A 21,385-nucleotide genomic window follows, 5' to 3' on the forward strand; every position below is an offset into this window, starting at 1 on the left:
CCCCCCCCCCCGACTGCCCGCTGGCCGGAGACAACCGGCACGAGCACATCGGAGGGCAGTACCTCGTTCAGGATTTCGACAAGAGCCAGCACACTCAGCGGCGTGTATTCGCTGGGCTTTACGACGACGGTGTTACCCATCCGCAGCGACGGCGCGATTTGCCAGATGGCGATCATCAACGGCCAGTTCCACGGACCGATCGCCGCGACGACACCGACGGCTCGGTAGGCCAGCACGGCGTAGTCGGTGCCGTCATCGATGAGCACCTGGGGTTCGAGCACCGTGGTCGCCGTGTCGCGCAGCCATGCCGCGCAAGCGCCTACTTCGAAGCGCGCGTTCGGGCCCGCGAGTGGCTTGCCTTGCTCGCGGGAGAGCAACCGCGCCAGCGCCTCGGAGTTCGCTTCGACGGCGTCGGCAGCGGCGAGCAGCAGTGCGGAGCGCTCCTCGTGACCTAGTTCTTCCCAGGCGGGCTGCGCCGCCTTCGCCCTGGCTACGGCCGTGTCGACATCGGCGACGGCATGCTCCGGGGCGTAACCGATAGTCTCGCCGGTGGCGGCGTCGGGGATGGCGCGGCCCGTCTCGGGCGTGGCCTGCACACGTGCGAGCAGGGCGTCGTCGGCGGTATGGACGTCGGGCATCACAATCTCCTTGGCTCCGCACGGTCTGTCGGCTGGGGCTATCGGCCGGCGCGTCACGATTCGTGACTGAGCGGACTGACAAGGAGAATGCAACAGGTCACGCGCGAATGAGTGTGACTATCGCGCACTCGGATATCACGGTCGCGCACGATTGTCGCGCCACTGTCCCGGCGTCATCCCGTAGGTGCGCTTGAAGACCCGTCCGAAGTAGCCCGCATCCAGAAAACCATATCGGCGCGCGACCTCGGCGACAGTCTGATCGATCCGAGCGGAGTCAGCGAGTTCGCTGCGCGTGTGTTCGAGCCGGCGCTGCCGGATCCAGTGACCGACACTCACGCCGGTCGGTTCGAACAGCTTGTGCAGGTACCGCACCGAGATGTGATGCGCTTCGGCGATTCGCGCCGGATCGAGCTCCGGATCGGCGAGATGATCATCGATGTAGCGCAAGATCATCATGGTGAGCGTGCTCAGGTCGGTGCGTGCCGGTCCGCTCCGCCGGTTCAGTTGCTCGCCGAGGAACGTGGTGACCAGCTCGAGGAACAGGCGGCTGACGCGCCCCGCGGACGGCCCGGCGAGCATATCGAGGTTGTCCGCGAGACTGTGCAAATAGGAGGCCACGAGTGGGGCGGTCCCCTCGCTCGAGGCGAGCGGGGCGCCCATAAGGTCGGCCGCGACGCCACCGGGCAATCCGAGCGCGCGCTTGGGGACCAGTGCGATCAGGAACCGGGTGTCGCCTTCGAAAACGAGGTCGTAGGGCTGCGCGAGGTCGTAGATCACGATCGATCCCGGCCGTAGCCGGGTCTCGTTGCCGGCCTGTCGCACGGACCCGCTACCTTCGAGTTGCACGTTGAGTTTGAAGAACTCGCCGTCCGAGGGGCGGCGGCCGATGGGGCGGCGCGCGACCTGGTGCGATGTGCCAGAGATTTCGGTGACCTGCAGGTCGGTAGTGCGGGCACCGCTGATCGTTCCAGCGAATCGGGTATCGAGCGCGTCGATCCGCAGCGGCGGAAAGAAGTCCTCGATCCCGGCGCGCCAAGCCAGGAGCGAGTCACCACCTCGATCGGGACCGCAGTCGTAGCGTACCGGCGCCAGATCTCTCGGGCTCATCCTGCACATCCTCGGGTGACAGCGCTCGGCGCGGCCGATGATCGAATAGCGAGTACGACATTTTACTATCGAGCGTCACCGCGCGTGTCGATAGGGGCAGAATGAATAGGAAGACGCGGCGGTAGCGCCCTGGCAAACCAGGGACACCTTTGAGCCGCGGTACCCGGCTGATCGAGATCCTCACCGCGGGCTGGAGCATGACGATCAACGACGGCTACCGAACAAGCCGTTCTCAGCCGGGTCGACACTCCCGCACGATTCGGCGCGTCGGTGTAGACGATGGCTTCGGGCGGCGGATCATGCACGGGGCCGCGGTGTCACTGTCCCGTCGGCGCGTTGTGTGCTGAAACGGGCTGCCCCAAGGCCTGAGCCTTCAGCTGTTCGAATTCCACGTCGGTGATGACACCGGAGTCGCGGAGTGCCTTGGCGTCGGCGATGTTCTCGGCGGGAGACTTGCCCGCGACCTGCCGGATGTACTGATCGGTGGCCTGCTTCGCCTCGGCCTGCGCCTGTTGGGTGCGCAGGGCCATGCCCCGCCCGCGGGCAATCAGGTACACCACCGCCGTCAGGTACGGCAACACCACCAGGGCGATCACCCACACGGCTTTGGCGACGCCGGAGACGGAGTGGTCGCGGAAGAGATCTACGATAATTTGGAACAGCACGATCAGGTACGCCACGAAGGCGAAGACGAGGATCGTGTACCACAGATAATCCCAGAACGTATTCATGTTGTGACCTCCTCGGGCGATGTTTCCCGTGTCATTGCCAGCCGTCGAGTCCGACTGCCGAGTGCAGCGGACTTCTGGTCGGCCCTTCGGCTGAAAACAAACCTTTGTTTTCTTGCGGTGCGACGATCCCGCTCACTTTTCGACCAAATGCTCAGAGGTGCGATTCAAAAATAAGCAAGCAACGCCGTCTACGCCAGGGCTCGACGAAAAATTGCCGAATGTGGTGCACGATATGCCCCGGGCTGAAACAGTGGGTTCATTCGCCGGGCCATGGTGACCGCGTCGACGTCGAGAACCCGGCCCAGCTCAGACCAGGAAGCGCTCAGCCGAGCTGCCGGGGCGTCGATGAGTTCGAACTCTTCCTCGGTTGGCAGTACGGCTGAATCCCGCGTTTGATACCGTTCTCGGCAGCGAAATTCTGCATATTCTTGTTCAGATATCGTCCTGAGTGCAGCCTCGTAGACGGGTCACCAAGCAGTCCCTTACGTCGAGAGGGTAGAGCTGTGGCATTCGCCGATTTCCAGAACGAGATCTACGTCGCCGGTCTGCTGGGGACCCAGCCGTCCTTGCCGATGAGTTTCGCCGGGTGGGAGGAGCGGGCGCAGCAGGCGCTGCCACCGTCGGTGTGGTCCTACGTCTCCAGCGCCGCCGGCGACGAGCGCACCCAGCGCGCTAATGTCGCCGCGTTCGAGCGGTGGGGGTTGGTGCCGCGGATGTTCGTCGGCGCGGCCGACCGTGACATGTCGATCGACCTGCTCGGGATGAGACTGCCCTCGCCGGTGTTCATGGCACCGGTGGGTGTCATCGGACTGTGCACCCAGGACGGTCACGGCGATCTGGCCACCGCGCGCGCTGCCGCCCGCACCGGCGTCCCGATGATCGCTTCCACCCTGAGTGTGGACCCCATGGAACAGGTTGCCGCCGAATTCGGTGACACCCCGGGGTTCTTCCAGCTCTACACCCCGACCGACCGCGACCTCGCCGCCAGCCTGGTGAACCGTGCCGAAAAGGCCGGGTTCAAGGGCATCGTCGTCACCCTCGACACCTGGATCACCGGCTGGCGGCCCCGCGAGCTGAACACCGGCAACTTCCCGCAGCTGCGGGGACACTGCCTGGCCAACTACACCTGCGACCCAGTCTTCCTGGCCGGCCTGGACCGCAGCCCCGAGCAGGACCCCCGCGCCGTCGCGCTTCGCTGGGCACAAGTCTTCGGTAACCCTCTGACCTGGAACGACTTGCCCTGGCTGCGGTCGCTCACCGACCTGCCCCTGATCGTGAAGGGCATCTGCCACCCCGACGACGCCCGCCGCGCCATAGATAACGGCGTCGACGCGATCTACTGCTCCAACCACGGCGGCCGCCAAGCCAACGGCGGCCAGCCCGCCCTCGACGCCCTCTGCGAGGTGGCCGCCGCCGCCGACGGCCTGCCGGTGCTGTTCGACTCCGGTATCCGCGGCGGCTCCGACATCATCAAAGCGCTCGCCCTCGGCGCCACCGCCGTCGGCATCGGTCGCCCCTACGCCTACGGCGCCGCACTCGCCGGTGCCGACGGCATCGTCCACGTACTGCGCTCCCTGCTCGCCGAAGCCGACCTCCTCATGGCCGTCGACGGCTACCCCACCCTTGCCGACCTCACCCCCGCCGCGCTGCGGCCCGTCCGATGAGTCACGCCTCCGAATTCATTCCGCGAATGCCCGTCCCGGATCGCGCACAGGAACAACTCGCCCCACCGCAGGTGAGATAGGTGTCGAGGCGGCGGACCGCGGCGCCCTACCAGCCTTTCGGCTGCTGGGTTGGGTTATCAGCATGATTGACATCACAATGCGAAGGCAATTAGTGTCTCGTTTCGTCATTGCGTTAACACCCGTGCTGGGCAGTCTGTTGTGGATTGTGTGCCATACGGCTGGAGAAAACGGCCGCCGGCCGGATTTCTATACGCACACGATGACAGCTTGCCCGAGGTGCCGGCGCCTGCCGGCGAAGGGAGCTGTTGAGCACCATGACCGAGAAATCGACCGTGCACAGCGTGACATACGATTTGTTGAGGTCGCTGCGGCTGACGACCGTCTTCGGTAATCCGGGCTCCACCGAGGAGACGTTCCTCAAGAACTTCCCTGACGACTTCACATATGTGCTGGGTCTGCAAGAAGCATCCGTTATCGCGATGGCGGATGCGTTCGCCCAGACCACCCGCCGCCCAGCGCTGGTGAACCTGCACTCGTCCGCGGGGGTCGGCAACAGCATCGGCAATCTGGTCGCGGCCTACCACGGGCACACTCCCCTGATCGTCACGGCTGGTCAGCAGCACCGCGAACTGCTGATCGGTGAGCCCTACCTGGGCAACCGCGACGCGGCGAACATGCCGAGGCCGTGGGTGAAGTGGTCCTACGAGCCCGCGCGCGCCGAGTCCGTGCCCGAAGCGTTCATGCGTGCCTACGCGATGGCCGTGCAACCGCCCGCCGGGCCGGTGTTTCTGTCCATTCCGCTCGACGACTGGAACCACCCGCTGGAAGGGCCCGCTGTCGTGCGCGATGTCAGCACGGTCTATGCGCCCGATCCCGAGCGCCTGCGGCGCTTCGCGGCGCGCATCACCGCGAGTCATCGGCCGGCCCTGATCTTGGGGCCGGACGTCGACCGCGCCCGTGGATGGCAGGCCGGCATCGCGCTGGCGGAGAAACTGAATGCCGCGGTCTACAGCCCGCCCCTTCCGGACCGCGCCTCGTTCCCCGAGGACCACCCCCTGTACCAGGGCTCGGTCGGCATGTCGGTCAAGACGGTCGGCGAGCGACTGGCCGGACACGATCTCGTCGTGGTTATCGGGGCCGAGGTCTTCCGCTACTACCCCTACGTGCCCGGCGACATCCTCCCCGCCGGGACGGAACTGCTGCAGATCACCGACGACCCAGCGGTCGCCGCAGCTGCCCGGGCCGGTGACAGCCTGCTCGGCGATGCCCGGCTGTCGATCGAACTGCTCACCGAATTGGTGGGTGACGGCAGCGGCCGCGTGCAGCCGAAGGCCTTGCCACGTCCCAGGGAATTGCCGGAAAACCCGAGCAGTCCGCTGACCCCGGCCGAGGTCTACGCGGCGCTGAACATGGCCCGGCCCGACCACGCCGTCTTCGTCAACGAGTCCACCTCGACGATGGCCCAACATGCCGAGTGGCTGCCCACCGTCGAGCCCGACTCGTTCTTCGCCACCGCCAGTGGTGGTATCGGCTGGGCCGTGCCTGCGGCCGTCGGCGTCGCGCTCGGCGACCGGGACCGTGGGGTGAGTCGTCCGGTGATCGGCTTGATCGGGGACGGGTCGTTCCAGTACTCGGTCCAGGCTCTGTGGACCGCAGTGCAGCAAAACCTGCCGATCGTGTATGTCGTGATGCGCAATCACGAATACTCGATCCTCAAATCCTTCGCCGACCTGGAACAGACGCCAGGTGTGCCCGGGCTGGACCTACCCGGGCTGGACATCGCCTCGGTGTCACGGGGGCTGGGCTGCCACGCCGTCGACGTCACCTCCACCGGAGACCTCGAAAAAGAGCTCGAGCTCGCACTGGAATCCGGCACCACCACAGTCATCGTGGTGACCACCCAACCGGAAAAGGCCACGCTTTGACATGCCCGTCTATACCTGCACCACTGCACAGGGAACGCTGATAGCTGAAGCCAAGGCCGCACTGGCCGCCGAGATCACCAGGATTCACGCGGCTGCCAATCGTGTGCCACCCGCCTATGTCAACGTGGTGTTCTCCGAGCTGCCGGTGGACTGCGTATTCGTCGGTGGGGAGCCGGGGGCGCCCCTGCTGATCAGCGGTTGGGCGCGACAAGGCCATCCGCAGCAGATGACAACCCAACTGGCGTTGAAACTTTCAGCGGCCGCCGCTGAGATTTCCGGGGTGGACCAGGAGCACGTTCTGGTAGTGATCCAGGACAGCCCGGCGCGGTCGGCCGTCGAAGGCGGTCGGGTACTGCCGGAGCCCGGTGCGGAGACACAGTGGCTGGACAAGAAGGGAAGGTGAGGCGCCCGAAATAGCGGATTTCGGTATGGCGCAGGACAAATCGGCTTGTGCGGCCGAGGTGCTGCGTGCCTTTCGTGTTCAGCTTCGGTTGTTGCCGGTATCGGCCGGCCAGCCGATGGCGTCGAAGACCGCCAGCGGGTCGAGGTAGTCGCGCCAGTGCACGATCTTGCGGTTGGCGATTGTCAACACCGAGATGTAGCGGTTGGCGTATGCGGCGCCGGTCGCGACGGTGTGGCCTTGGGATGCGTATTCGAGAACGACCACGCCGGTGTCCTTGTCGTGGTGGACGGCCAGGTCGTGGCAGCGGTCGAGGACGAATACCTCGCCGTAGGGTCGGTACAGATCGGCGACGGCTTGCCGGCCGACCACGCGGCGCGGATAACCCGGCACCGTGATCACGTATTCGATGACGATGTCGTCGGCGAGCATGTCGAAGAAGTGGTCACCGTCCACGAGGCCGGCCACCCCCTGCTCGATGATCCGGAAGAACGGGTCCAAGGCGCGGAAGTCACCGAGATCGCCGATCGGTGTCATCGGGCAGCCTCGGCAGCGGCTCGAGCGGCGGTGCGCACCGCGATCCCAGCCGCGCGCAGTCTGCTCGCGACGCGCGAGCCGGTCTTTTCGGTAGCACCCGGGACGAGCGTAAGAGTGGTCGAAGTCGTCATTCATTCATCCTTCCGCCGTAAACCGAGCCGATCAATGCGCGATAAGCTCTGGCCGCCCCTGCAGCGGGTCCGAAGTGGCCCCCACCAGACGGAGAGCGAATTCGCTGTACTGCCAAACGACGGCGTCCTCGCTGAGATCGCCGTCCGGCCGATACCACGCGGCAAGGCCCATGCCCAGATCGAGGATGGCGTAGGAAGCCAAGCGCGCCGAGACAACCTGGAACCGGCCCTGCTCGACTCCGGCGTCGATGAGGCCGCGGAAGCCGGTCTCGTACTTGTCGCGCAGCGACAAGACCCGGGTGCGATGCGGTTCGGCCAGGCTGCGCAGTTCACGGTTTCCGACGAAGGCCTCGAGCCGGTGCCGCGCGTGATAGCGCACGTGGGCCTCGGTGGCGCGGCGCAGACGTTCGGTGGTGTCGCCGGTGGTGGCGATGGCGCAGTCGTATCCAGCGAGCAATGCCCGCATGGTGTCGATCATGATATCGGCGAGCAGGTCCTGCTTCGACGCCACGTGTTTGTACAGGCTCGGACCGCGGATACCGACAGCGTCCCCGATGTCGGCCATGGTTGTGGCTTCGTAGCCCTGCTCGGTGAACAGGTTCAACGCTGCTGTCCGAATCTCGTCGAATCGACTCACTACTCCTCCAGTCCGGCTAGCGCATTGTAGCCGATTGATCCGAGAAATCCGATCTACAGATCAGATATTGCCTACTGCCAGCAAGGCCAGATATCGTCCTGGCTAATAGTCATTAGCCAATGAGGAGTTGTCATGGCAGTCGACCTGGCGCCGGATCCGGAGGTCGCCGAACTCGCCCAGCGCACCGCAGAGTTCGTTCGCACCGTGGTGGTCCCCGTCGAGAACCGCGAACGCGGCGTCGCCCCCTCCGAGCAAGTGCGGATCGACCTGCAGCGCGAGGCCAAACGCGCCGGCGTGTTCGCCCCACACGTCAGCGTGGAGTTCGGTGGGCACGGGCTGGATATGTGCGGCCGGGCCGCGGTGTTCGAGGAGGCCGGCTACTCGCTGTTGGGACCGCTCGCGCTCAACATCGCCGCACCGGACGAGGGCAACATGCACATGCTGGAAGCCATCGCCACCGACAAGCAGAAGCAGCGATACCTGCGCCCGCTCGCCCAGGGGGAGCTTCGCTCCTGCTTCGCGATGACCGAGCCGGCGCCGGGTGCCGGATCGGATCCCAGCGCGCTGAGCACCCGGGCGCAGCGGGTACCCGGCGGGTGGCGTATCGACGGCCGGAAGTGGTTCATCACCGGCGCCGACGGCGCCGGGTTCGCGATCTGCTTCGCGCGTACTGCCGGGGCGCCGGGCGACCCCGGCGGCGCGACCATGTTTCTGGTAGACGCCGACAATCCCGGTATGAAGACGGTTCGCCATATCGAGACCCTCGACGAGAGTCTGTACGGCGGACACATCGAGTTGCTGTTCGACAACTGTGTCGTTCCGGACGAGGCAGTACTCGGCGAGGTCGACCAGGGCTTCCGTTACGCCCAGGTCCGGCTGGGACCGGCCCGGATGACCCATTGCATGCGGTGGCTCGGGATCGCCCGCCGTGCGCAGGACATCGCCGTCGATCGTGCGGCGCAACGGCGCCTGTTCGGTTCCCGGCTGGGTGAGCTGGGCATGGCGCAACAGATGATCGCCGACAACGAGATCGACATCGCCGCCGCCCGCGGGCTCACCCTGCAGGCATGCTGGGAACTCGACCAGGGCCGCTCTGCGTCACAGGCGACGTCGATCGCCAAGACCTTCACCGCCGAGGCGGTCTGGCGGGTCGTCGACCGCTCCTTCCAGATCTGTGGAGCGCTCGGCGTATCCGGCGACATCCTGCTCGGCCGGTTCCTGCGTGAGGTGCGCCCGTTCCGGATTTACGACGGGCCCTCCGAGACGCACCGCTGGGCTATCGCACGCCGAGTGCTGCGCCGCCATGACGCACAGGCGAACCAATGAGCGCGGCGCAGGCCACAACCGATGGGCTGGACCTGCCCGCCCTGCAGCGTTTCTTCACGGAGCGAGTACCGGAATTCCGTGGCCGGCTCACTGCCGAATTGCTGCAGGGCGGCCGATCCAACCTGACTTACCGACTCTCCGACGGGCACAGCACCTGGGTGTTGCGCCGTCCACCACTCGGGAACCTCACCCCGTCGGCCCACGACATGCAACGCGAATACCGGGTGGTGGCCGCGCTGCAGGGCACCCATGTTCCGGTCGCGCGCGCCACCGCACTGGCGGACGCCGACGTGCTCGGTGTCCCATTCACGGTGATGGAGTTCGTCGCAGGCAAGGTGGTGCGTACGCTCGACGATCTGCACTCCCTGCCGCAGGCCGAGATCGACAGCTGTGCCTACAGCCTGATCGACGTGCTCGCCACGTTGCACGCGGTGAACCCCGTCGAGGTCGGGTTGACCGAATTCGGGCGTCCCGAGGGCTATCTGCGTCGGCAGGTGCAACGGTGGTACGACCAATGGCAGCGCGTTCGCACCCGCGAACTCGGCGATATCGACCGGCTGCACACGCGGCTCGCCGCCGAATGCCCAGCGGAACTGGGCAGTTCGATCGTGCACGGTGATTACCGCATCGACAATGCGATTCTGGACCCGAACGATGCGAGCCGAGTGCTGGCAGTGCTCGACTGGGAGATGGCGACCCTCGGCGACCCGCTCGCCGACCTCGGCCTGCACCTGGTCTACACCGATCCGACCTTCGCGCCGGTCCTGGCGGGCTCGGCCGCCTCGACCAGCCCGCGGCTGCCGAGCGTCACCGATCTCGCCGAGCGGTACGCCCGATCCAGCGGACGCGACCTGGACAATCTGCGGTTCTACCTCACACTCGGCTACTTCAAGATCGCCGTGATCGCCGAGGGCATCCACGCCCGCTTTCAGCAGGGGATGACCCGCGGCGACGGGTTCGACAAGGTCGGCGACGCCGTCGCGCCGCTCGCCGCCGCAGGACTGCGAACCCTGACGGGCACCCGATGACGGGAGATCCAGGGACGATGGCGGGTGGCGCCGACCGCGCCGATCCCGTCATCGTCCCGGCGAACCGCACGCTCATCCCCGTCGACTCTCAGCGGGGCAGCGGACTGTCCGATGCAGGGCCGGCTCTCAGTCGGCGAAGCCGGTCAGGGGCCATCCACCTGCGGCGAGTTTCGCGGCCACCTGCCGCAGTTCCTCTTCGCTCGGCTGGTTCTGGGTCACCATGATGATGGCGGCCTCGACATGGGCGCGGTCGACGGTGTCCGGGCGCTCGGCCAGCAATCGACCGATCACCTGGTGCAGTTCGTCATCGGTCAGCGACTTCTTCAGCAACGCCAACAGCGGGAAGTAGTCCTTCGGCGGCACGCCTTCGGGATAGCCTGCCCGCAGCCAGTCGAGGATCTGGGTCATGACGCTGTCGCTGTTGTTTCTCTGGTTCATCTGCGATCCTCTACTTCTCGACCAGAGTCGGATAAATGTGCTCGAAGCTGACTTTCATCCCGAAGCCCGACGCGACGATAATGGTGATTCCGAGGGCGATCGCGGCGATCACGACCAGGAACGAGACTGCCGCCAGCACATTGCCGAGCAGGTTCGGTTTGTGGACCACGCCGTCGGTGGATTCGTGGCCGTTACCGATCGCCAGGCCCCGCACGCCGATGGCGAACAGGGCGGGCAGACCGGCGCCGAGCACGAGCCCGACGAGCAGGATTTTCCAGACGGAATCCAGGACGAGCTTGATGGTTTCCATGTGCTAGACCTTCGCGATCGCGTCAGCCGGGGTGACAGCGTTGCTCTCGTCGTCCCATTCGGCATTGACATTGTTGTGGTCGACCTTCTGCTGCTGTGCGCGCCAGTACATGTAACCCGACAATCCGCACAGAATTGCGAACGCGACCAGCGGCCCGGCCAACGTCGGGATCTTGGCGGCAACGACCCACATGACTCCTCCCACCACGGCCGCGGCGGGCAATGTGATGACCCACGCCGCGACCATGCGCAACGCGATGCTCCAGCGAACCGTGGCACCAGGCTTGCCGACACCGGAACCGAGGATCGAACCGGTTGCCACATGTGTAGTGGACAACGCGAATCCGAGATGACTCGAAGCGAGGATGATCGTCGCCGAGGACGCCTCCGCAGCCATGCCCTGTGGTGAGCTGATCTCGATCAAACCCTTACCGAGGGTCCGGATGATGCGCCAACCCCCGATGTAGGTGCCCAGAGCGATGGCCGCCGCGCACGCGATCTTGACCCAGAGCGGCACGTTATGGGTGTCGTGCCAGGCGAAGATGCCGGTCGAATCCGGCGTGGCGGCGCTGTATCCGATAAGAGCCAGCGTGATGATGCCCATCGTCTTCTGTGCATCGTTGGTGCCGTGCGCGAGCGAAACCAGCGACGCCGTGCCGATCTGGCCCCACCGAAAGCCCGCCTCGGTGAATCGTTCTGCGACACCGGCAACGAACTTGAAGATGAGGAACGTACCGACCGCGGCGACGATGCCGGCGATCACCGGCGAGAACAGCGCGGGCATGATCACCTTGCCGACCACACCATCGATCTTGCCGTGTCCGATCCACACCACTCCGGCGCCGGAAACCAAGGCAGCCCCGATCATTCCGCCGAACAGGGCATGTGAGCTGGAACTCGGCAGGCCGAGCAGCCAGGTCAGCAGGTTCCAGATGATGCCGCCGATGAGACCGGCCATCACGATGATCAACAACGCTCGGCCGTGATCGGCGGTGAATTCGGGCTTGGGTGAGCCGTCCTTGTTCTGGATCTTGATCACCGCGTTGGTCACCGTCAACGCGACCTCGACCGACAAGAACGCGCCGACCAGATTCAGGACCGCGGAAAGAGCAACGGCCGTCTTGGGCTTCAGGGCACCCGTCGCGATGGACGTGGCCATCGCGTTGCCCGTGTCGTGGAAACCGTTGGTGAAATCGAAGGCGAGAGCCGTGACGATCACCAACAGCAAAATGATCAATTCGCTGTTCACCACGCAAGTGTGCGGCCCCGCTTCCCATCCGACAATCGGTTCGGGCTCGCCGAAACTTCAGGCGATCAGCGCGTTTTCCTGCAGGCAGGGATGAGTTCATCCATATTTCCAGGCGAACTCATCTGGTGGTCGGCGACTACGTCCTGGCGACGATCTGGATCAGGTTTCCGCAGGTGTCGTCGAAGACGGCGGTGACCACCGGCCCCATTTCGGTCGCGTCCTGGGTGAACTCGACGCCGAGCCCCCTGAGTCGCTCGGCCTCGGCGTACACATCGTCGACGGCGAACTGGGTGAACGGGATGCCGTCGGAGACCAGAGCCTTCTTGAACGCGACTGCCGCCGGGTGGCCGTCCGGCTCCAGCAGCAACTCGACGCCCTCCGGGGCGGCGGGGGAAACCACGGTGAGCCAACGGGCCTCGCCGACCGGCTGGTCGGTCTTCTTGATGAACCCCAGCTTCTCGGTGTAAAACGCAAGCGCCTTGGCCTGGTCGTCGACGAACACGCTGGTGATGTTGATGCGGATCACGGCTTTGGTTCCTCTCGGTCGATGGGCCACCGCTCGACGATCGAGCGCAGCGGGCTCGTGATGTCTCGAATCAGGGCGACATCCGCGGCGCGTATCCCCGTTGGGATCGGCGCCGGAACAATCGTCGGATATAGCTACCGACACGGGACGGTACGCCCTGTTCGGGAGCGCTTGTTTCGACAGCTTCCGGGTCTGACGTCGCCCGGGCGAATCGCACGTGTAGTTGTTCGCGGACCTGGTCGGGAGTATAGGCCCGGCGGCGGCGCTCGGCGCGCACCACCACGACACCAGTGGCGACCACACCGGCCGCACCCGCCAATCCCAATACCTTCCACCACCTCATAGCGCATAGGCTACGACCATGACGGGGACGGGCATAAGTCTCGACAAAGCGGTCGAGGTCACAAGAACAGGTGACATCTGGCTATTCCGGGGCCATTCGGCAGCCGACCGGGTGATCCGGATGACGACGAACAGCCCGGTGAACCATGTCGGGATGTCCGTGGTGATCGATGATCTGCCCGCGCTGATCTGGCACGCGGAGCTCGGACGATCCCTGCCCGACATGTGGTCGGGAACGACGCACCGCGGCGTTCAGCTGCACAACCTGCGCGATGCGGTGCTGGTGTGGGCGCACCGCTATGGCCAGCGGGTCTGGTTACGCCAGCTGGATCCTCCTGCTACCCGCGAGATGGAGGACAGTGTGCTGCGTACCATCGCCCGGCTCGACGGCACCCCGTTCCCCTCCACCGCCGGTCTCGCCGGGCGCTGGCTCCGCGGCCGCGCGCGCCTTCCGCGCCGAAAGCCGAGTCGGTCGGCTGCCCGGGAGCTGGAGAACGCGTACTGCGCCGAAATCGTCGCCGCGACATATCAGTCGATGGGACTGTTGCGGCAGCACCGTAGCCCCGACTGGTACGACCCGGGCCGATTCTGGAGCGGCGACAAATTGCGGCTTTCCGGCAACCACGAACTGAGTGGTGAAATCGCCGTCCGAATACCGGCGCAGACGAATCCCTGACCACCGGATTCCGCGATAGCGCGCCGGATCGGCGGGGGCGATTCTCGCGTTGAGCGCCAGGCCGCCAACGCCCGGACACCTGTTTCGCCTCGATCAGCTTCTCGAGGCAGCGAGATCCGCGCTCCTCATCTCCTGGCAGAGCTGGGGTCGGCAGGCGTTCGCGTGCGTCAGGAGCCGATGACGTCGCAGGCACGCCCCACCAGGAGTGGGTCGGCGGGGGTGACGATCTCGTGGTCCTTGTTCACGTAGTCGAAAAGACCGAGCACGTGGCGCATGGCGTTGAGGCGGGCGCGTTTCTTGTCGTTGCTCTTGACCACGATCCACGGGGCGTAGTCGGTGTCGGTGTGCTCGAAGCTCTCTTCTTTGGCGGCGGTGTAGTCGTCCCACTTGTCGAGCGACGCCAGATCCATCGGAGACAGCTTCCAGTGGCGGACCGGGTCGACTTGGCGGATGGCGAAGCGAGTGCGCTGTTCCAACGCGGACACCGAGAACCAGAATTTGACGAGGTCGATGCCGTCGTCGACCAGCATGCGCTCGAAAAGCGGGACCTGGGCCAGAAATCGCTGATGCTGTTCGGGGGTGCAGAAACCCATGACCCGTTCGACTCCGGCACGGTTGTACCAGGAGCGGTCGAACAGCACGATTTCGCCGCCCGCGGGTAGATGCTCGACGTAGCGCTGGAAGTACCACTGGGTGGACTCGCGAGTGGTCGGCTTCTCCAGCGCCACTACGCGTGCGCCGCGTGGGTTGAGGTGCTCCATGAACCGCTTGATCGTTCCGCCCTTACCGGCGGCATCACGGCCCTCGAACACGATCACCAGCCTGCGTCCGGTCGCCTTGACCCAGTTCTGCAGCTTGAGCAACTCGATCTGCAGCAGGCGTTTGTCGGCCTCGTAGCTGTCCCGGGCCAGGCGCTCGTCGTAGGGGTAGCCCTCGCGCCAGGTGTCGACGACGAAGCCGCCCCCGGCAGTGATCAGGATCGGGTCGTCATCGTCGACATCATCGACGAGGAAACCGGCAGTGTCGGACAGGTCGACCGCGGACTCGAGGTCGCCGATCTCGCTGAAGTCACGCAATAGCTGCCGTGTCGCGGTGTCGGTCATTCTCAGGACACTATCGACAGATTCTTTCCGAAAGGTGAACAGTCGAAAGCGCCAGAAGCCGACGAAGCCGGCCATCCTCGGCAACCGGCGCTGCGATGTGCAATCTCGGTTCGATACTCAGCCTGCCCGGGCTCCGCTCGACGGGGGGTCGTCCTCCTCGCCGCGCGTCATGTAGACCCGCTCGAGGAAGTCGCGGTGCGCGTCGTGTCGAATCGAGCAGTTCCCGCCAGGTACGACGATCGATGCGGGCGTCGCTGTCCAGTGACGACAATGAGGCCGGGCGCAGCTTGTCGATGTGGTCGACGATGAAAGTCAATCTGCGGCGCGGGAATTGCGTGCCGACGCGCGGATTATCGTTCAGAAAGCTGTCCAGGGCATAGAGGTAGTTGATCGCGCGGTTGTACTCCTCGTCGGTGAGGTGGTAGTTCATTCGTTTGATCTCCACGATCCACAGCTCACCGGAATCGTGCAGCAGTACCTTCGGCAGCCCCTTTCCAGCTACCCCGTAACACGATTCAACCCGCACAGTTCGACCAGGGCCTTAACGCGCGGCGGCGAGGTCATAACGGCATGATCCCGAAATGCGCTCTGATAGCCGACAGCCCTGCCTCGCTTACGGAATACTTCAGGACGATGCGGCGCTCAAAAATGCCACCGACCGACTGCATTCCGCATTTTCGCGAGACATATTGCGGCTCAGCCGAAAAACCGACCAGACAGTCGCACCGAGCAGCAGGCCGTTGCGCACCGTCAGAGCTATTACTCCCGGCCAGCTTCCGGTGGCTACCCGATCGTAGAGGAATGGGAATTCCACCTGGCTCATCAGCGCGGTCGCCAGCACCAGCACCAGCACGGGCCGTTGCGTGGTGCGTGGGTCGAGCGCGCAGACCGAGGCCACTGCCACCGCCCACACCAGGTACTGCGGGCTGAGTACCCGGCTGGTCACCAGGGCGAGCAGCACCGCGGCCAGTACCAGGTCCGGCGCCGGGGGCCGCGCGCGCCACCAGATGATCAGCAAAATCGCGCCGCCGACGGCCATGGCAACCACGCACCCTCGAGCCACGATGGCCACCGCGGGCCCCGATAGCTCCTCGGCCCCATAACGATGGACGATGCTCCAGCCGCCGGTCATCAGTCGAGCAATCAACAGCGGTGTGGCAGCAACAGATTCGAGCTGCAACCCACGCTTCGACTGGAACTCGAGGAAAGACCAGGAGCCTGGACCCAGCGCTGTCAATCCCACGGTGGCCGTCAGACCGATGCCGGCGGCCACCGCGCTGATCCGCCACAGTGCGCGCCGCCGCAACCCCAGCACAACCACCACCGGCCAGACTTTCAGCAACACACCCGCGGCAACGGCTGCGCCGGCCGCCACTGGTCGGCGCGCCGCCCACAGCAGCGCCGCGGCCGCGGTCGCCGCCACGATCAAATCGAAACGGCCGTAACAGACTCGGCCCAACAGTGCCACGCCCACCGTCCACACCCATGGGCCTGCCTGCGCCGTTTCCCAGCCGGCGCGCCGTGCCGCCCGGATCAGCAAACCCAGCACGGCGGCATCCGCCGCGGCGACCAGCGCGAAGAAAAACCAGTTGTAGCCGAGCCCGCCGCCGAGCAGCCAGGGCACCAGCAGCAGTGCGCCCGCTCCGGGCGGGTACTGCCAGCGCTCGTCCGTCAGCGGGAAAGCATTCTGGGACATGATCTGCTCGGCCCATCCGCGGTATAGCGTCAAATCCGCGGCCGAGGCATCCCAGACGCTGTGCGGCAGCACCGTCACACCGGTGAACACCACCATCACCGTCCGCGTTACCACCCACACCAACCACAACCTCGACACCGATGACAGCCCGCGCACAAGGCCGCAGCCTAATCACGGCAATTTGCGCCGGTTATCGCTGGGCGGCTGCGTGCAGTCGAGGGGGCTGGCGTTGGGCCGCAAGGGCGGCCTTGCGTCGCTGCGGTATCTGCTTGATCCCGGACAGATCGCGGCGCACCACATGGTTTCGGTCGGCGAGGGATCCCCGGCTGTAGCGTGACTGCAACCCGAACAGTTGAGTACGGGTTCGGGCGCTCCAGCGCCGGGCGGCGGCCGTGCGGGTGGTCTGGAAGGTGACCATGTATCCGCCCTCGTACAGCCGCAGCAGCGAGTAACCGGCCGGGTATTCCTTGATCGAGGCCACCTCCAGGAACTCCACCGCGATGGGGGTGTCCGGGCGTGTACGTCGATTGCGGTGCGTGTGCCCACTGTGGTGTAGGAATACCCCCGGGAAGCGGCCGTATAGGCGGTGCACCGCGGCCGCGTCGTGCCGGTTGAGCACGAAGCCGGGGCCGCCGAGGTTGCTCAGCCCCGACTCCCTGGTGACCGGGTGATGGCCGAAAACCAATGTCGGCTGGTCGGGTTCAGCGCGGAGCAGACTGCTGAGGCGAGACATCTGATCGGCGTCGATGCGGCCGCCGGAGCCGTCGAGATCCGTGGTGTCGAGACCGATCACGCGCAGCCCGTCCAGATCGTAGCTGAATAGTCGCTGCCGGGGCAGGAAGTGCGGGCCCCAACAGTCGTGGTGCGCGGTTCCGGGCACTTGCAGACCCGATCGCCAGTTCGCGCCGACTCGCGGCCGGTCGTGATTTCCCCGGCACACCAACAGATCTCGGCCGAACTCGCCCCACTTGTCGAGGCGCCCCCGCAGCGCGCGAGATTCGGTCGCGGTGCCGCAACTGGTGAGGTCGCCTGCCAGCACCACGTGGTCGACGTTGCGATCCGGCGCGCCCACGTCGCTCAGCAGCGCCTCCAGCATCACGGCCGGATACGGGGCCATCCCCGGCTCCTGCCGCACACCGGTCGGCAACGCGGCCAGGATCTGGCCACTGATCTCCTCCCCGAAGTGCACGTCGTTGGCCAGCGCTATAGTGCGCAGCAGTCGACCCGGCGGCGACGTCAGGGTGCGGAACTCATGTCTCTGCTCGTCATCCCACCAACGCCGCGTCGAGCCGGAGACCGCCCGCACGCCGCGTGAGCGGGCCTCCAGCCGATAGCGCCTGCCCGGTTCGAGCCCGGTGATTTCGACGTAATGGAAGGCGGTGGGTGTGTCGTCGGAGTAGACGACCGGGAGCGGCATGCTCGAATCCGCAGGACCGAGTGCGAGTTCGGTGTCCGCTGCGACCGGCCGCCAGCGGCCGAGCAGGTCAGCCGCAGCGGTCGTCCAACTGACCGCCACCGACTGATCACTCACCGTGATGAGCTCTAGGTCCCGGGCTGTCATCGAAAGAGATTGGGGCGCAAACAACGTGAACCCACTGACCGGAAAAGCCGCCGCCGCGGTCAGCGCGGTGAGCATCGTCCTGCGGGAAGGATCGTTGTGGCCCATCACAACCCCTGACGTAGGTCTCGTCGATGTACCGACGAGACGGACGTTATCGAGGCAACCGTGCCACCCCGTGAACACTGGTTGAGCTGTACCGGTCGGTTGGCCGCCGGTTACCTGAATAAACGTTGCCCGGATCAGCGGCGTTCACCCGGCGGCCAGAGCGGTGTCGGGTTTTGCCAGCTGCACCAACACTGCGCCGCCCAGGAGTAACACGCCCCCGGCCAGTTGCGTCAACCCGAGCGCCTGGCCGAGCAGCAACCACGCCAGCATAGCGGCAACCAGCGGCTCCACCAGGGCCAGCACGCTGGCCCAAGCCGAGGGGAGATCACGCAACGCCCGCAGCCCCGCAAGGTAGGGCAGCACGGTGCCGACCACCGCCAGCACCAGCAGCACCAGCCACACCGGGGCTTGGAGACCGCCGAGCACCGCAGGGGCAGTGAGGAGGCTCCGGGGCAGCGTCCACGGCGGGCTGACCACGACTACCACCACTGCGCCGATCGCCAGACCGGCCGCGGTAAGCCCGAACGAGTCGTGCCTGCGCGCGCCGTGCTCGCCGAGCAGAAAGTAACCCGCCGAGCAGATCGCCGCGCCCAGCCCGGCGGCTACACCGAGCAGATCCAGCCGGCTGCCTCGCCAGATCTCCACCACCAGCGCCAATCCGGCCATGGCCAGCCCGATACCCAGCCACACCAACCCGGGCAGCCGAGTGCGCCGCACCACCCGGATCCACAGTGCGACGAGCGCGGGCGCCAAGTTGACCAGCACCATCGCCATCCCGACCGGAACCCGGGCCACGGCAACAAAGAAGAACAGCTGCACCCCGGCCACGCCGAGCAGGCCATAGCTGAACAGCAGCCACAGGTCGGCACGGCGAAACCACAGAGCCCGCGGCCGAAGCACCGCGACCACCGGCACCAGCAGTGCCGCGGCCACCGCGATCCGCACCGACGTCACAGCGGCTGCGGACCAGCCCGCGTCCATCACGGCCTTTGCGAGCGAGCCGGAACCGGCGAACAACACCCATGAGGTCAGGCTCAGCCCGGATGCCCATGCCCTGCTCGACGCCCGCGCGTCCTTGTCGAGTACGGCCACGCCTGGCAGTGTGCCCGAGGGGCACAATCTCGACCAAGGGTTTTTCGGCGGCCGAACCCAGAGCGGAGGCAGAAGGCGGAGACCGCAACACGAGGCCGAGCACACTAACTTCGCGCGAACGAGTCACCTTGCGGCAAAGCTGTGCAAGGTGATTCGAGATTAGGAAGCCGATCATCACATGAGCGAAAATCAGGGTCTTACGCCACTGCGATACAACCAGAAGGGGCTGCGAGGAAGGCTGGCCCGGATCCTGGTCGCGGAACCCACCGATGAAATCGACTGGCCCGCAGATCTACCTCCCGGGACCGACACAGTGGTCATCCTCGATGATGAACCGAACCCCCACCACACACTGCGGGTGCATCCGCCGAACGACCCAACGACCATAGCCCTGGTCGTATTCGACCAGTTGGCGCTCTGCGCGGATTACTGATCAGTGGACCCGCGACGGATCGAACTCAACCGTCGGCGCAGCGGGGAGATCAGCCGATGCCGGTCTGGTGTAGCCGACTAGGCAACGTGTGTGAGGTGAGTGGCAATGGGTTCGGCGCCGCCACCCGCTCGCGTGATCAGGCGTCCGATGGCCTCGGCAACCTGGTTCGGCTGCTCGAGAATCACTGAGTGACCGGCGCCGTCGGCCGGCACGAAATCGCAGTACCCGATGGCGGCGGCCATCGCGACGGAATGCGACAGCGGTGTCATCAGGTCGGCGGAGCCGCACAGCACCAATGTGGGAACCTTCGAGAGAACTGCGAGCGCATCGGTTTGGTCATAGACCATGAAGGCGCTCAGGAAGCTCGCCATCGTCACGATCGGCGTCTGGTTGCGCATCGCGTTGGCCAGGCTGAGTACCCGAGGGCTGACATTGCGATCGCCGAATTCGGCGGTATGGATGATCGGGGCGAAGAGCGTGCAGGCCAGACGCTTCGCGCGGTGCATCAGGCCCGGCGCGTATCGGACGGCGGACTGGAATGCGGAAACAGCTGGGGTGCGCAGCAGGCGGCCGAAGCCGGCGTCGGCGAGCCCGCTGGCAGCGGTCGCGATGAGTCCGACGCCGACGATGCGACTGCCGATCTCGTGCGGGTTCTGGCTGGCGTAGGTCAGCGCGGTCATACCGCCCATCGAGTGGCCGACCAGGACGACCGGTCCGCTGGGGGCGACAGTGTCGAGAACATCCCCCAGGTCGTAGCCGAGCTGCTCGAGGTTGTAGGTGCGCCAGGACGCTTCGGCGGAATCGCCGTGGCCGCGGTGGTCGTAGCAGACGATCCGGGCGCCGGGGTATCGGCGCAGCAGCGCGTCGCGGACGTAGGTCCAGGACTCGGCGCGCAGGCAATGCCCGTGCAAGAAGACGACTGTGAGGTCCGCATCGCGGGGGCCGTATTCGCGAACCGCGAGTGCCACACCGTCTGCGGTCGAGACCGTGCGACGACGCTCTGCCGAGTTGGCGATGGTGCTGGAGATCGACATGGGAGGCTCCGGTCTGCTTGCGGTGACTCGTTCAACTCTCCGCTACCTTCGCCGCCGGGATCAGGCCCCCGAGTGCTGGGGCGAGGGCCCCGAGGGTGGGCAGATCACCACCAAGGTGACGTGTGCGGGCAAACGGGTCACGGTACGACTTCGGCGCGGACTCTTGACTCGTTCCAGAAAGCCGAGAAGACTTCGAGGCATGCCGACGGCCTCGGAGCTTCAGCAGATGCTGCGGGGAGTTTCACTGCGTGTGACCCGTCCCCGGGTCACGGTGCTGAGCGCTGTGCACGTCCACCCGCACGCCGACACGGATTCGATCATCCGCGCGGTGCGATCCGAGCTGCCCGAGGTGTCCCACCAGACGGTGTACGACTCGTTGAACGCGCTCACCGTCGCCGGCTTGGTCCGGCGTATTCAGCCGCCCGGTTCGGTGGCACGTTACGAGGCGCGGGTCGGCGACAATCACCACCACGTCGTATGCCGGTCATGCGGGGTGATCGCCGACCTCGACTGTGCCGTCGGCGCGGCCCCGTGCCTTACTGCCTCCGATGACCACGGATTCGCGATCGACGAAGCCGAGGTCGTCTACAGGGGCCTGTGTCCCGACTGCGTGGAATCGCAGGTTTCCCGATCACATCCGTGATCCCAGCCCACCCTCACTCTCTCAGGAAGGAAT

At 65.8% G+C, this 21,385-nt stretch carries 24 protein-coding genes; 8 read left to right on the plus strand and 16 right to left on the minus strand.

Annotation, left to right across the window (positions count from 1 at the left end; genetic code table 11):
* From ACT86A_RS24375 to ACT86A_RS24385, 3 genes are all read right to left on the minus strand, one after another.
* On the minus strand, positions 1-638 hold a 638-nt coding region (locus ACT86A_RS24375), incomplete at its 3' end, for an aldehyde dehydrogenase family protein (protein WP_445094535.1).
* A gap of 135 nt (positions 639-773) precedes the next feature.
* Entirely contained in the window at positions 774-1,745 is a 972-nt protein-coding gene (locus ACT86A_RS24380; RefSeq protein WP_445094536.1) for an AraC-like ligand-binding domain-containing protein, read from the minus strand.
* Between the two features lie 317 nt (positions 1,746-2,062).
* Positions 2,063-2,476: an SHOCT domain-containing protein gene (locus tag ACT86A_RS24385; protein ID WP_445094537.1), complete on the minus strand. Its 414-nt coding sequence runs from the start codon at positions 2,474-2,476 to the stop codon at positions 2,063-2,065.
* Between the two features lie 503 nt (positions 2,477-2,979).
* Here ACT86A_RS24385 and ACT86A_RS24390 point away from each other — a divergent pair.
* From ACT86A_RS24390 to ACT86A_RS24400, 3 genes are all read left to right on the plus strand, one after another.
* Complete coding sequence (locus tag ACT86A_RS24390; RefSeq protein ID WP_445094538.1) at positions 2,980-4,140, plus strand: alpha-hydroxy-acid oxidizing protein; 1,161 nt, start codon at positions 2,980-2,982, stop codon at positions 4,138-4,140.
* Positions 4,141-4,475: 335 nt separating this feature from the next.
* Positions 4,476-6,086 (plus strand): benzoylformate decarboxylase, encoded by a 1,611-nt coding sequence (gene mdlC / locus ACT86A_RS24395; protein WP_445094539.1) that lies wholly within the window; start codon positions 4,476-4,478, stop codon positions 6,084-6,086.
* A 1-nt stretch (position 6,087) separates the two neighbouring features.
* The gene (locus ACT86A_RS24400; RefSeq protein ID WP_445094540.1) at positions 6,088-6,489 is read left to right on the plus strand and encodes a tautomerase family protein; all 402 of its coding nucleotides are present in this window, start codon (positions 6,088-6,090) and stop codon (positions 6,487-6,489) included.
* Positions 6,490-6,567: 78 nt separating this feature from the next.
* Here ACT86A_RS24400 and ACT86A_RS24405 read toward each other — a convergent pair whose 3' ends face one another.
* Genes ACT86A_RS24405 through ACT86A_RS24415 form a run of 3 tightly spaced genes read right to left on the minus strand, consistent with a single transcriptional unit; the run spans position 6,568 to position 7,791 of the window.
* Entirely contained in the window at positions 6,568-7,023 is a 456-nt protein-coding gene (locus tag ACT86A_RS24405; RefSeq protein WP_445094541.1) for a nuclear transport factor 2 family protein, read from the minus strand.
* Entirely contained in the window at positions 7,020-7,154 is a 135-nt protein-coding gene (locus tag ACT86A_RS24410) for a hypothetical protein (protein WP_445094542.1), read from the minus strand. The genes ACT86A_RS24405 and ACT86A_RS24410 overlap by 4 nt, the downstream gene beginning before the upstream one ends.
* A 31-nt stretch (positions 7,155-7,185) precedes the next feature.
* Positions 7,186-7,791 (minus strand): TetR/AcrR family transcriptional regulator, encoded by a 606-nt coding sequence (locus ACT86A_RS24415; protein ID WP_445094543.1) that lies wholly within the window; start codon positions 7,789-7,791, stop codon positions 7,186-7,188.
* A gap of 132 nt (positions 7,792-7,923) precedes the next feature.
* On the opposite strand from ACT86A_RS24415, the gene ACT86A_RS24420 reads away from it, so the two are divergent.
* Both ACT86A_RS24420 and ACT86A_RS24425 read left to right on the plus strand, forming a co-directional pair.
* The gene (locus tag ACT86A_RS24420) at positions 7,924-9,117 is read left to right on the plus strand and encodes an acyl-CoA dehydrogenase family protein (protein WP_445094544.1); all 1,194 of its coding nucleotides are present in this window, start codon (positions 7,924-7,926) and stop codon (positions 9,115-9,117) included.
* Complete coding sequence (locus ACT86A_RS24425) at positions 9,114-10,145, plus strand: phosphotransferase family protein (protein WP_445094545.1); 1,032 nt, start codon at positions 9,114-9,116, stop codon at positions 10,143-10,145. The genes ACT86A_RS24420 and ACT86A_RS24425 overlap by 4 nt, the downstream gene beginning before the upstream one ends.
* Before the next feature lie 126 nt (positions 10,146-10,271).
* Here the strand turns inward: ACT86A_RS24425 and ACT86A_RS24430 are convergent, their stop codons facing one another.
* The 4 genes from ACT86A_RS24430 to ACT86A_RS24445 form a co-directional block, all read right to left on the minus strand.
* A complete protein-coding gene (locus ACT86A_RS24430) occupies positions 10,272-10,583 on the minus strand; it encodes a DUF3349 domain-containing protein (protein ID WP_445094546.1) in 312 nt (103 codons plus the stop codon).
* 10 nt (positions 10,584-10,593) lie between these two features.
* Positions 10,594-10,893 carry a hypothetical protein gene (locus ACT86A_RS24435; RefSeq protein ID WP_445094547.1) on the minus strand — a complete coding sequence of 100 codons (300 nt, stop codon included), beginning with the start codon at positions 10,891-10,893 and terminating at the stop codon, positions 10,594-10,596.
* Positions 10,894-10,896: 3 nt separating this feature from the next.
* Entirely contained in the window at positions 10,897-12,141 is a 1,245-nt protein-coding gene (locus tag ACT86A_RS24440) for an inorganic phosphate transporter (protein ID WP_445094548.1), read from the minus strand.
* A gap of 136 nt (positions 12,142-12,277) precedes the next feature.
* Positions 12,278-12,664 (minus strand): VOC family protein, encoded by a 387-nt coding sequence (locus ACT86A_RS24445; RefSeq protein ID WP_445094593.1) that lies wholly within the window; start codon positions 12,662-12,664, stop codon positions 12,278-12,280.
* A gap of 364 nt (positions 12,665-13,028) precedes the next feature.
* Here ACT86A_RS24445 and ACT86A_RS24450 point away from each other — a divergent pair, with 364 nt between their 5' ends.
* Positions 13,029-13,685, plus strand: coding sequence for a hypothetical protein (locus ACT86A_RS24450; protein ID WP_445094549.1), 657 nt, complete (start codon positions 13,029-13,031; stop codon positions 13,683-13,685).
* 167 nt (positions 13,686-13,852) lie between these two features.
* On the opposite strand, the gene ppk2 is transcribed toward ACT86A_RS24450, so the two are convergent.
* The 5 genes from ppk2 to ACT86A_RS24475 form a co-directional block, all read right to left on the minus strand.
* The gene (ppk2, locus tag ACT86A_RS24455; RefSeq protein WP_445094550.1) at positions 13,853-14,788 is read right to left on the minus strand and encodes a polyphosphate kinase 2; all 936 of its coding nucleotides are present in this window, start codon (positions 14,786-14,788) and stop codon (positions 13,853-13,855) included.
* 10 nt (positions 14,789-14,798) lie between these two features.
* On the minus strand, positions 14,799-15,233 hold the full coding sequence (locus ACT86A_RS24460; RefSeq protein WP_445094551.1) for a hypothetical protein: 435 nt from the start codon (positions 15,231-15,233) through the stop codon (positions 14,799-14,801).
* A 180-nt stretch (positions 15,234-15,413) separates the two neighbouring features.
* The gene (locus tag ACT86A_RS24465; protein ID WP_445094552.1) at positions 15,414-16,604 is read right to left on the minus strand and encodes a glycosyltransferase 87 family protein; all 1,191 of its coding nucleotides are present in this window, start codon (positions 16,602-16,604) and stop codon (positions 15,414-15,416) included.
* Positions 16,605-16,674: 70 nt separating this feature from the next.
* Positions 16,675-18,015 carry a metallophosphoesterase family protein gene (locus tag ACT86A_RS24470; RefSeq protein WP_445094553.1) on the minus strand — a complete coding sequence of 447 codons (1,341 nt, stop codon included), beginning with the start codon at positions 18,013-18,015 and terminating at the stop codon, positions 16,675-16,677.
* 279 nt (positions 18,016-18,294) lie between these two features.
* Positions 18,295-19,242, minus strand: a complete 948-nt coding sequence (locus tag ACT86A_RS24475; RefSeq protein WP_445094554.1) for an EamA family transporter — start codon at positions 19,240-19,242, stop codon at positions 18,295-18,297.
* A 178-nt stretch (positions 19,243-19,420) separates the two neighbouring features.
* Between ACT86A_RS24475 and ACT86A_RS24480 the strand changes: the two genes are divergently transcribed.
* Positions 19,421-19,675, plus strand: a complete 255-nt coding sequence (locus tag ACT86A_RS24480; RefSeq protein WP_445094555.1) for a DUF7161 family protein — start codon at positions 19,421-19,423, stop codon at positions 19,673-19,675.
* 77 nt (positions 19,676-19,752) lie between these two features.
* Here ACT86A_RS24480 and ACT86A_RS24485 read toward each other — a convergent pair whose 3' ends face one another.
* Positions 19,753-20,709 carry an alpha/beta fold hydrolase gene (locus tag ACT86A_RS24485; protein WP_445094556.1) on the minus strand — a complete coding sequence of 319 codons (957 nt, stop codon included), beginning with the start codon at positions 20,707-20,709 and terminating at the stop codon, positions 19,753-19,755.
* 199 nt (positions 20,710-20,908) lie between these two features.
* Here ACT86A_RS24485 and ACT86A_RS24490 point away from each other — a divergent pair, with 199 nt between their 5' ends.
* Entirely contained in the window at positions 20,909-21,352 is a 444-nt protein-coding gene (locus ACT86A_RS24490) for a Fur family transcriptional regulator (protein ID WP_445094557.1), read from the plus strand.
* The last annotated feature ends 33 nt before the right edge of the window (positions 21,353-21,385 follow it).

The sequence above is a fragment of the Nocardia glycosmidis genome (genome assembly GCF_052545115.1).